This window comes from Kitasatospora sp. NPDC004531, assembly GCF_053602195.1.
The window spans coordinates 1-9,528 of record NZ_JBSGDD010000146.1; the positions used below are offsets into that span (position 1 = coordinate 1).

Sequence of the window (9,528 nt, forward strand, 5' to 3'; positions counted from 1 at the left end):
GAGCCCACCACCGCCCTGGACGTCACCGTCCAGCGCACCGTGCTCGACCTGCTGGACCGCCACCGCGCCACCCGCGGGCCGGACACCCTCCCGCTCCCCGGTTTCGCACCCTCCTGCTACCTCTCCCGCGGGAGTTGGGGGAGCCCGTCGGTGAAGCCGAGGACGGTGCGGGGGCCGAGGGGGTGGGAGAGGCGGAACTCGACGGGCGTCATGAGGGCGATGTCGGTGCAGGCACCGCCTTTCGGGGGGACGGGGGTGATGCGGGGCGGGATCAGGACGACGGCCCGGTCGGTCTCGTGGACCTCGCCGGGCTGGATGGCGTCGCAAGCGCCGTGCTCGACCAGCGCGGTGAGGATCAGGCCGTCGGGGGAGACCGAGCGCAGGACGGGTTGGGTGTAGGGGCCGGGGGCGGGGCGGTCCGGGCCCTGGGCGAGGACGGCGGGGTAGCGGAACGGCTCGTCGTAGCCCGCGACGGTGAACTCCCAGACGGGGATGGTCGCCTGGCCCCGGCTGGTGGTGACGGTGGTGGTGCCGGGCTGGACCGCGGTGATGGACAGCCGGCTGCCGCCGCACTCGCCGCGGCACGGGTCCGGTCGGCCGGTCAGCCAGGTCAGGGTGTCCTTCGCGGAGCGCTGCGGGAGGGTGAGGCGGGAGCCGTCCGCGAACTGCACCTCGGCGGTGCCGGAGACGGACACCGGCAGCGTGGTCTGCAGGTCGAACCGGCTGCCCTCGTAGGCGGCCTTGTCGGGCTCGTCCCGGAAGGCGTTCCGGGGCAGCCACTCGGTGGTGTTCCCGAGCGGGAAGTAGCCCTTCTCCCAGGCCTGTTGGGCGGCCGAGCCGGGCCACGCGGCCGCCACCTCGGCGGCCCGGCGGGCGTTGTCGCCGGTGGCGGGGCGGGCCTCGGGTGCGGCGGTGATCAGGCTCGGCGCGGGTGCCGGGCCGTCCGAGGTCGCGGTGCACCCGGTCAGGAGCACAGCCGCTGCCGCCACTGCTGTCGCGATTCGTCCGCGCATGTCTGTCGTCCCCCTCAACGTCCGTTCCACGGTCGCGAGTTGGACGGCCGGACGGGGATTCCGGTTCCCGGGGCCGGGGACGGCCGGCCCCGGGAACGGAGGGGTTAGAAGACCGGGACGCCGGCCCGGACCAGGCGCCAGGCGGACTGGCCGTAGAAGTCGGCCGGGTCGATGACGCCCTTGGCCTTCACCCAGGCGATCATGGTGTTGCGGATCTCGTCCGAGTTCGCCCACAGCTGCTGCGACTTGGCGACGTGCGGGAAGTTGCCGCCGCCGTTGGCGCGGTAGTTGTTGACGGCGAGCACGAACTGCGCGGTCGGGTCGACCGGCTTGCCCTGGTAGGACAGGTTGACGATGCGGCTGCCGACCGGCTGCGCGATGTCGATGTCGTAGCTGACGCCGTACAGCGAGTCGTAGTTGTAGTCGGGGGTGTTGTTGGACTGGTTGGTGAGGGTGTCCAGGTTGATGGGCGCGCCGGGGGCGACCTGGGCGTAGTACTTGGCGGAGTACTCCAGGTAGTCCTTGATCTGGGCGCCGGTCAGGAGGCGGGCCTCCAGGGTGTTCTCGTAGATGTACAGGCCGGCCGCGTCGCGCAGCTTGACCTCGCCGGACGGGATGACCGCGGTGCGGTTGAACGGCGCGGCCTGGGCGAGGACGGGCAGGTTCGCGTACTGGCCGCCGGCCAGCGCGGTGCGCACGGCGTCGGCCTGGACGCGGCCGATCAGGTCGATGATCGGGGTGTCCTTGAAGCGGGCCTCGGCGATGGAGAGGCTCTCCTTGCAGGTGCCGATGACCTGGTTGACGTACGCGACGACCTTCTTGTGCTGGGCGTCCACCAGCTCGACGATCTTCGGGTCCTCGGCGACGGTGTTGGAGTTCAGCAGGCGCGAGGTGACGCCGGTGACGGTCCACTGGCCGCGCGAGAACTCGACCTCGAAGTCGAAGCAGGTCAGGCGCTCGCCCCAGCACAGCGGCTCGGACAGCACGACGGTCTTGCCGGTCTTGGTGTTGACCACGTCGCGCTGGACGACCTCCTTGTGGGCGTGGCCGATCAGCACCGCGTCGATGCCGGGCACGGTGGCGGCCATGGTGACGCCCACGTTCTCGCCGTAGGGCAGCTGGTCGCCCCAGGAGGACGGGTCGTCGGCGCCGGTGTGCGCGGAGACCACGACCACGTCGGCGCCGGCGGCGCGCAGCTTCGGCACCCACTTGGCGGCGACCTCGGGGATGCCCGGGAAGGTCAGCTTGCCCTGGACGTTGGCCTTGTCCCAGATCGCGATGCCCGGGTTGGTCAGGCCGAGGATGCCGACCCGGACGGGCCGGCCGTGGCCGAGGTGCAGCTCGCGGATGACGTAGGGCGGGAAGGCGGGCTTCTCGTCCTTGGCGTTCAGCGCGTTGGCGCCGAGCAGCGGGAAGTCCAGCTGGTCCTGGTAGGCGCGCAGCAGCGGGATGCCGTAGTTGAACTCGTGGTTGCCGAGCGCGGCGGCGTCGTAGCCGATGGCGTTCATCGCGACGGCCATCGGGTGGCGCGGGGCCTTCTTGCCGGTGATCGGCTCGACCCGGGCGTAGTAGTAGGAGAGCTGGGTGCCCTGGATGGTGTCGCCGGCGTCGATCAGCAGGGTGCGGCCGTGGCCCTTCTCGGCGCGGACCTGTTCGACCAGGGTGGAGATCTTGGCCAGGCCGACGTCGTTGTGGGCCTTGTCGTCGAACTCGGAGTCGGTGAAGTACTCCCAGTTGAAGACGTGGCCGTGCAGGTCGGTGGTGCCCATCACGGTGAAGCTCGCCTTGAACGGGACGGGGCCCCGGCCGCGGGACTCGCCCTGGTTCTGGTCCGCGGCGGCGGGGGTGGCCGTGGCGGCGGTCAGGCCGCCGGCCAGGGCGGCCCCGGCCGCGGTGGCGGCGGAGCGGGTGACGAAGTCACGGCGGTTCAGGGACATCAAGACTCCAAGTCGGGCGGTACGGGCCGTCAGGCGGGCGCGCGGACGGTTCGACTGACCCCCCGCCACCTGCCGCGACGCGCGTAGAAAAACGCGTGAGGCAGTCTGCCGTCTTCTCGGCTCCGGTACCAGCCCCGAGAGCTGTCCAACAGGTGAGATCTGGGCAACTCTCCCGTGACAGCGGACCGGGCCACCGCACATCCGTGCGTCAATCGGGGACACCCGCGTTCACCTGGTACCCCATCGCGCCGACTGTGTCGGTCCGTTCATCAAATCTTTCGCCAACTGCCATGGGAGGACTGGCCGGAAGCGTGCTGTTACGGCCCGGTAATACCTAGGCTTCTGAGGTATGCGCCGAGCAAAAATCGTTTGTACTCTCGGGCCTGCCGCGGACTCGTACGACCAGATCAAGGCCCTGGTCGACGCCGGCATGGACATCGCCCGACTGAACCTCAGCCACGGCTCCCACCTGGAGCACGAGGAGCGTTACCACCGGGTCCGAAAGGCCTCGGACGAGTCGGGCCGCAGCGTCGGGGTGCTCGCCGACCTGCAGGGCCCGAAGATCCGCCTGAGCACCTTCGCCGAGGGCCCCGTCCTGCTGGAACGCGGCGACGAGTTCACCATCACCACCGAGGACGTCCCGGGCGACCGGGAGATCTGCGGCACCACGTACCGGGGCCTGGCCGCCGACGTGTCGCGCGGTGAGCGGATCCTGGTCGACGACGGCCGGGTCTGCCTGGAGGTCACCCACGTCGAGGGCCCCCGCGTGCACTGCATCGTCATCGAAGGGGGCCTGGTCTCCGACCACAAGGGCCTCAACCTGCCCGGAGTCGCCGTCTCCGTGCCCGCGCTCTCCGACAAGGACGTCGAAGACCTGCGCTGGGCGCTGCGGACCGGCGCCGACCTGATCGCGCTGTCGTTCGTGCGCAGCGCGAAGGATGTCGAGGAGGTGCACCGGATCATGGCCGAGGAGGGCCGTCGGATTCCGGTCATCGCCAAGATCGAAAAACCGCAGGCGGTGGAGAACCTGGACTCCATCGTGGACGCCTTCGACGGACTGATGGTCGCCCGCGGCGACCTGGGCGTCGAACTCCCGCTGGAGCAGGTGCCGATCGTCCAGAAGCGGGCGATCAAGCTGGCCAGGCGCAACGCCAAGCCGGTGATCGTCGCCACCCAGATGCTGGACTCGATGATCAACGCCTCCCGGCCGACCCGCGCCGAGGCGTCCGACGTCGCCAACGCGGTGCTGGACGGCACCGACGCGGTGATGCTGTCCGGCGAGACCTCGGTCGGCAAGTACCCGGTGGAGACGGTCCGGACCATGGCCCGGATCGTCGAGGCCGCCGAGGACGACATCCTGTCCGCCGGGCTGCCGCCGCTCACCGGGAACAACAAGCCCCGCACCCAGGGCGGCGCGGTCGCCCGGGCCGCCGCCGAGATCGGCGACTTCCTGGACGCCAAGTACCTGATCGCGTTCACCCAGAGCGGCGACACCGCCCGCCGGCTGACCCGCTACCGCTCGCCGATCCCGGTCCTGGCGTTCACCTACGAGCCCGCCGTGCGCAGCCAGTTGGCGCTCACCTGGGGCGTGGAGACCTTCCTCGGCCCGTTCGTCGACACCACCGACGAGATGGTCGCCCAGGTCGACGCCCAGCTGCTGAGCCTCGGCCGCTGCGAGCGCGGCGACATCGTGGTGATCACCGCCGGCTCCCCGCCCGGCCTGGCCGGCTCCACCAACCTGGTGCGGGTGCACCACGTCGGCGAGTTGGACAACTGACCGCGAAGGGGCCGCCCACCGGGGCGGCCCCTTCCTTGCGAAGCGTCACACCGACAGGACGATCTTGCCGCGCAGGTGGCCGTGCTCGCTGATCCGGTGCGCCTCGGCGGCCTCCGCCAGCGGCAGCACCCGGTGGATCGGCAGCACCAGCGTGCCCGCCTCGTGCAGCGCCAGCACCGCCGCGTACGCGCCCGGGTGGTACGGCTCGGCCTCGGCGCCGCCGGTGAAGCGGACCCCGTGCTGCTGGCCCGCCAGCGGCGAGGTGATCGTCAGCACCCGGTCGGCGCTGCCGGTCAGCTCGATCGACACTGCCAGCTCGTCGGCCTTCCCGGCGGCGTCCAGCGCCCGGTCCACCCCGCCCGGGGTGGCCGCCCGCACCCGCTCCGCCAGGCCCTCGCCGTACGCCACCGGGATCGCGCCCAGCTCCCGCAGGTAGTCGTGGTTGCCCTCGCTCGCGGTGCCCACCACCGTGATGCCGCGCGCCCGGGCGAACTGCAGCAGCAGCGTCCCGACCCCGCCCGCCGCGCCGTGCACCAGCAGGGTCTCGCCCGGCCGCACGCCCAGCACCCCGAGCACCCGCTCCGCGGTCTCCGCCGCCGTCGGGATCGCCGCCGCCTGCTCCCAGCTCAGCCCGGCCGGCTTCGCCGCCAGCAACTCGACGTCCACCAGGGCGTGTTCGGCGTAGCCGCCGCCCATCACCGCGCCGAACACCTCGTCGCCGACCGCGAAGGCGGTCACCTCGGAGCCGACCGCCTCCACGGTGCCCGCCACCTCGTAGCCCGGCACCGCCGGGAAGGCGACCGGGAAGAAGCCGTCCAGCGCGCCGCTGCGCACCTTGTGGTCCAGCGGGTTGACGCCGACCGCGCGGACCGCGACCCGCACCTGGCGGGGCCCCGGCTCGGGCAGCTCCAGGTCGATCGGGCCCAGCACGTCCGGGTCGCCGTAGTGCGCGAAAGCGATGGCCTTGGTCATGGCAATGTCCTTGGATTCATGGGGAGTTGCTTCGTTCCGACGTGATCCATCCTGCGCCCCGGGCGGCCGCCGCCCGGCCGGTCTTTCGGACGGTTCGACCTGGCCGAAGAGCCAGGACGGCCGAGTGCCCCGGAGCGCCGCGCCCGGATTGCCGGGGCCCCCGGCCGTCCCTAGGGTCGCTCGCAGTACGTGTCCGAACTCGGGGAGTGATCGATGGAGACCCGATGAAGAAACTCGCATGGCGCCCCCTCGCGTTCGCCGCGGTGCTGGCCGCCCTGCCGCTGTCCTCGGCGTTCGCCGTGGAGAAGGCCCCCGAGCCGCTGTCCGCCGACGTGCTGGCGGCGATGACGCCGGAGGAGCAGGGCCGGGTGCTGGAACCGCTGCGGGTGGTGGCCGACGCCGCCTCCCGAGCCGGCCGCGGCGCCCAGGCGGACGTGTACACCCAGGTCGAGATGGCCCCCGACTACCGCTCCGTCAACGTCTACCTGACCGACCCGGACCGGGCCCCCGCCTTCCTGGACGCCGTGCGCAAGGCCGACCCGCAGGCCCCCGTCGAACTGCTGAACGTCCGTCGGAGCGCCAAGTCGCGGCAGGACCTCCGCAAGGAGATCACGGCCCTGATGGACCGCAAGGACCTGCCGTTCACCATCACCAAGGCGTCCAGCACGGTCGACGGCGGCGCGATCGACCTCGGCGTGGACGACCCGAAGGCCGCCCAGGAGTACTTCGCCGGGCCCGAGGTCGCGCAGGCCCAACTCGCCGCCCGCGCCACCCCCGTCCGGGTCCACCAGGCGCCCGCCGCGACGCCGCTGAGCCGGTGGAACGACACCCAGCCGTTCTTCGCGGCGGCCGCGCTCGGCCCCTCCAGCGGATCGCGGGCCCACTGCACCAGCGGCATCCCGGCCGTCAGCACCGTCGACGCGCGCCAGTGGCTCGTCACGGCGGGCCACTGCTACAACGTCGGCGACACCGTCTTCACGGCGGGCGGCAACCGCGTCGGCGTGGTCCAGGCCAAGATCGCCGACCTCGACTCGGGCTTCATCGAGACCCCGACCGCCCCCTTCACCTGGGACGGCCTCGACCAGGACGGATTCGTCCGCCGCCTCAACGGGGTGCGCGACGTGGCGGTGGGGGACTTCGTCTGCCAGCTGGGCTTCAGCTCCAAGGTGGTCTGCAACATCCGGACGACCAACGCCGGCGACGCCAGCTGGCCCACCGCCGGCGTCACCGTCTTCGGCAGCGAGGGCGTCCCGCAGAACGGCGGAGTCGTCGCGCGCAGCGGCGACAGCGGCGGACCGGTGATCACCATCAACGACCCGGACTCCCGCCAGCTGAACGGCATGGTCGTCGACGGCTTCGACTGCACCTTCCCCCCGCCCGGGGAGGCGGTCTGCACCCGCGCGGTCGGCTGGGTGGACGTGCTGACCGTCTTCGACCGGTTCGCCCTCCGGCTCGCGGACTGACCGCTGCCCCATCTTTCGGCCGGGTCGGCCCGGCCGAAAGACGGGGCCCGCCGCGCCGCGCCCCCCATAGGCTGGCGGACATGGACGCCACCGCCCGCTGGACCCGCCCGCAGGACGCCCTGGCCCGCGCCGTCGAGGTGCTGCGCGAACCCCGGCCCGGCCTGCTGCCGAAGCTGTCCGAGGTGCTCGAACCGCTGGTCCCGCACCTGGCCGCCGCCCAACTCAGCGGCGTCTGCGCCTACTCCCCGGCGAACACCGTCGGGCCCGCCGAACTCGCCGACGCCTTCGGCAGCCTGGTGCTCTCCCGGCTCGGCGAGCGCGCGCTGGCGGAGGCCGGCCCCGGCCGCCCCTGGCAGGGCACCGCCCAACTCGCCGGATCAGAGCGCCCGTTGGCCGTTGTCACCACCACCCCCGGGGCCGGCAAGGGCGCTGTCCTGGTCCTGGTCCGGACGGACGCCGCACCGCTCGCGGCGGACACCCTCGAGATCGTGCAGCAGCTGTGGGACCTGGTGGTCGCCCACTCCGAACACCGCGCCACCGACGCCGCCCCCGCCCAGGCCGCCGTCTCCCGGGTCTCCGCCAACGCCCGCGCCTGGGCGATCGCCAAGTCCACCGGCGCGCACAGCGCCGCGCTGACCGCCATCCTCGCCCCGCTGCGCTCCGCCGACCTGGACGACGCCGCCGCCCGCCGCGCCGCCACCGAACTCGCCGTCACCGCCCTGCTCGACCTGCGCCGCTCCGCCGACCTGGACCGGGTGCTCAGCGAGGAGCCCGCCGACGCCGCGTTCGCCCGGCTCGCCCGCGAACTGCGCCCGCTGCTGCGGCACACCCGGGTCCGGCTCGACGTGGCGCCCCCGGCCGACGCCGCCCGCTCCGTCCCCGCCGACCTGGCGCACACCGCCCGGGACGCCGTCCGGGCCGCCGTGCTGGTGATGCTCGACCAGGAGAAACCGACCCGGCTGCACGTCAGTTGGCAGTTCACCGGCGATGCGGTGCTGCGCGCGGTGGTGCGCGGCGACGGCCTCGGCGCACTGGCGGCCGACGCGCTGGGCGTGCACCGCACCGCGGAGCGGATCGCCGCGCTGGGCGGGCGCAGCACCGTCGAGGCGGTGCCCGGCTGGGGTGCCACCGTCACCGTGGACCTGCCGCTGGCGCTGCCCGAACCCGCGCCGGCCGGCGACCCGCTGGACGGCCTCCAGCCGCGCGAGCGGGAGGTGCTGGACCAGCTCGCCCGGGGCCGCCGCAACCGGGACATCGCGGCGGCGCTGCACATCAGCGAGTCCACGGTGAAGTTCCACGTCGCCAACATCCTGGCCAAGCTCGGCGTCGCCTCCCGGGGCGAGGCCGCCGCGCTGGCGCACCGGGCCGGCCTGCCCGCCGGGCTGCACCTGGCGTCCTGAGGCGGCCCGGGAAGCAGCCGCGCCGCCGTGGTGATGATCACCGCGGCGGCGCGCAAGCCAAGGTTCGTGACCTTGGAATCCAAGGAGAAAGTGCCCCGAGTGGGATTCGAACCCACACCGGACGGTGTTTGAGACCGTTGCCTCTGCCGATTGGGCTATCGGGGCCCAGCGGTTCGAAGGTCAAACCCCCCACCGTGGTGAACCAAACATACCGTGTCTGGGTAGGCTCGTGCATGCAGTACCCCGCCGGACCGAGGAGCCCCGTGAGCACCGCCGACGAGCAGGCCCAGCCGCTTGAGACCGACTCGCCCCAGATCACCCGAATTGTGATCGCCGAGGACGAGGCGCTGATCCGCCTCGATCTCAAGGAGATGCTGGAGGAGGAGGGCTACACCGTCGTCGGTGAGGCCGGGGACGGCGAGACGGCCGTCCGACTGGTCGAGGAACTCAAGCCCGACCTGGCCATCCTGGACGTCAAGATGCCGGTGCTGGACGGCCTGTCCGCCGCCGAGCGGATCCACGAGCAGCACCTCGCCCCGGTGCTGATGCTCACCGCCTTCTCGCAGCGCGAACTGGTCGACCGGGCCCGCGACGCCGGCGCGATGGCGTACATCGTCAAGCCGTTCAGCAAGAGCGACCTGGTGCCGGCGATCGAGATGGCGGTCTCCCGCTACACCGAGATGCGCACCCTGGAGCAGGAGATCGCGGACCTCGCGCAGCGCCTGGAGACCCGCAAGCTGGTCGACCGGGCGAAGAGCGTGCTGCAGACCAAGTTCGGGCTGAACGAGCCCGCCGCGTTCCGCTGGATCCAGAAGACCTCGATGGACCGCCGGATGACGATGGCGGCCGTCGCCGAGGCCGTGATCGAGGAGGGCGCCGCCCAGGACCGCAAGAAGGCCGAGGCGGCGGAGAGCAGGCGGCCGCGGTCGATGCGGAGGCACCGGTGATGTCGCGCAGGTAGACGCC

The 9,528-nt window shown here is 72.5% G+C and carries 7 protein-coding genes and 1 tRNA gene; 4 read left to right on the plus strand and 4 right to left on the minus strand.

Annotation, left to right across the window (positions count from 1 at the left end):
* Window positions 1-116: 116 nt before the first annotated feature.
* Window positions 117-1,013 carry a hypothetical protein gene (locus tag ACWEMJ_RS32425; protein ID WP_452140721.1) on the minus strand — a complete coding sequence of 299 codons (897 nt, stop codon included), beginning with the start codon at window positions 1,011-1,013 and terminating at the stop codon, window positions 117-119.
* A gap of 104 nt (window positions 1,014-1,117) precedes the next feature.
* Entirely contained in the window at window positions 1,118-2,950 is a 1,833-nt protein-coding gene (locus ACWEMJ_RS32430) for a bifunctional metallophosphatase/5'-nucleotidase (protein WP_452140722.1), read from the minus strand.
* Window positions 2,951-3,299: 349 nt separating this feature from the next.
* Here ACWEMJ_RS32430 and pyk point away from each other — a divergent pair, with 349 nt between their 5' ends.
* A complete protein-coding gene (pyk, locus tag ACWEMJ_RS32435) occupies window positions 3,300-4,727 on the plus strand; it encodes a pyruvate kinase (RefSeq protein WP_452140723.1) in 1,428 nt (475 codons plus the stop codon).
* Window positions 4,728-4,772: 45 nt separating this feature from the next.
* Here the strand turns inward: pyk and ACWEMJ_RS32440 are convergent, their stop codons facing one another.
* Entirely contained in the window at window positions 4,773-5,699 is a 927-nt protein-coding gene (locus ACWEMJ_RS32440) for an NADP-dependent oxidoreductase (RefSeq protein WP_452140724.1), read from the minus strand.
* A 224-nt stretch (window positions 5,700-5,923) separates the two neighbouring features.
* Here ACWEMJ_RS32440 and ACWEMJ_RS32445 point away from each other — a divergent pair, with 224 nt between their 5' ends.
* Both ACWEMJ_RS32445 and ACWEMJ_RS32450 read left to right on the plus strand, forming a co-directional pair.
* Window positions 5,924-7,162, plus strand: coding sequence for a hypothetical protein (locus tag ACWEMJ_RS32445; protein WP_452140725.1), 1,239 nt, complete (start codon window positions 5,924-5,926; stop codon window positions 7,160-7,162).
* Window positions 7,163-7,242: 80 nt separating this feature from the next.
* Window positions 7,243-8,562: a LuxR C-terminal-related transcriptional regulator gene (locus tag ACWEMJ_RS32450; RefSeq protein WP_452140726.1), complete on the plus strand. Its 1,320-nt coding sequence runs from the start codon at window positions 7,243-7,245 to the stop codon at window positions 8,560-8,562.
* A 91-nt stretch (window positions 8,563-8,653) separates the two neighbouring features.
* Here ACWEMJ_RS32450 and ACWEMJ_RS32455 read toward each other — a convergent pair.
* A tRNA-Leu gene (locus ACWEMJ_RS32455) sits at window positions 8,654-8,727 on the minus strand.
* A 68-nt stretch (window positions 8,728-8,795) separates the two neighbouring features.
* On the opposite strand from ACWEMJ_RS32455, the gene ACWEMJ_RS32460 reads away from it, so the two are divergent.
* A complete protein-coding gene (locus ACWEMJ_RS32460; protein ID WP_452140727.1) occupies window positions 8,796-9,509 on the plus strand; it encodes an ANTAR domain-containing response regulator in 714 nt (237 codons plus the stop codon).
* Window positions 9,510-9,528: the final 19 nt, after the last annotated feature.

Excerpts from the sequence above, each read along its gene's own strand:
- ACWEMJ_RS32425 (WP_452140721.1), bottom strand. The coding sequence starts at position 1,013 with ATGCGCGGACGAATCGCGACAGCAGTGGCGGCAGCGGCTGTGCTCCTG.
- ACWEMJ_RS32430 (WP_452140722.1), bottom strand. The coding sequence starts at position 2,950 with ATGTCCCTGAACCGCCGTGACTTCGTCACCCGCTCCGCCGCCACCGCG.
- pyk (WP_452140723.1), top strand. The coding sequence starts at position 3,300 with ATGCGCCGAGCAAAAATCGTTTGTACTCTCGGGCCTGCCGCGGACTCG.
- ACWEMJ_RS32440 (WP_452140724.1), bottom strand. The coding sequence starts at position 5,699 with ATGACCAAGGCCATCGCTTTCGCGCACTACGGCGACCCGGACGTGCTG.
- ACWEMJ_RS32445 (WP_452140725.1), top strand. The coding sequence starts at position 5,924 with ATGAAGAAACTCGCATGGCGCCCCCTCGCGTTCGCCGCGGTGCTGGCC.
- ACWEMJ_RS32450 (WP_452140726.1), top strand. The coding sequence starts at position 7,243 with ATGGACGCCACCGCCCGCTGGACCCGCCCGCAGGACGCCCTGGCCCGC.
- ACWEMJ_RS32460 (WP_452140727.1), top strand. The coding sequence starts at position 8,796 with ATGCAGTACCCCGCCGGACCGAGGAGCCCCGTGAGCACCGCCGACGAG.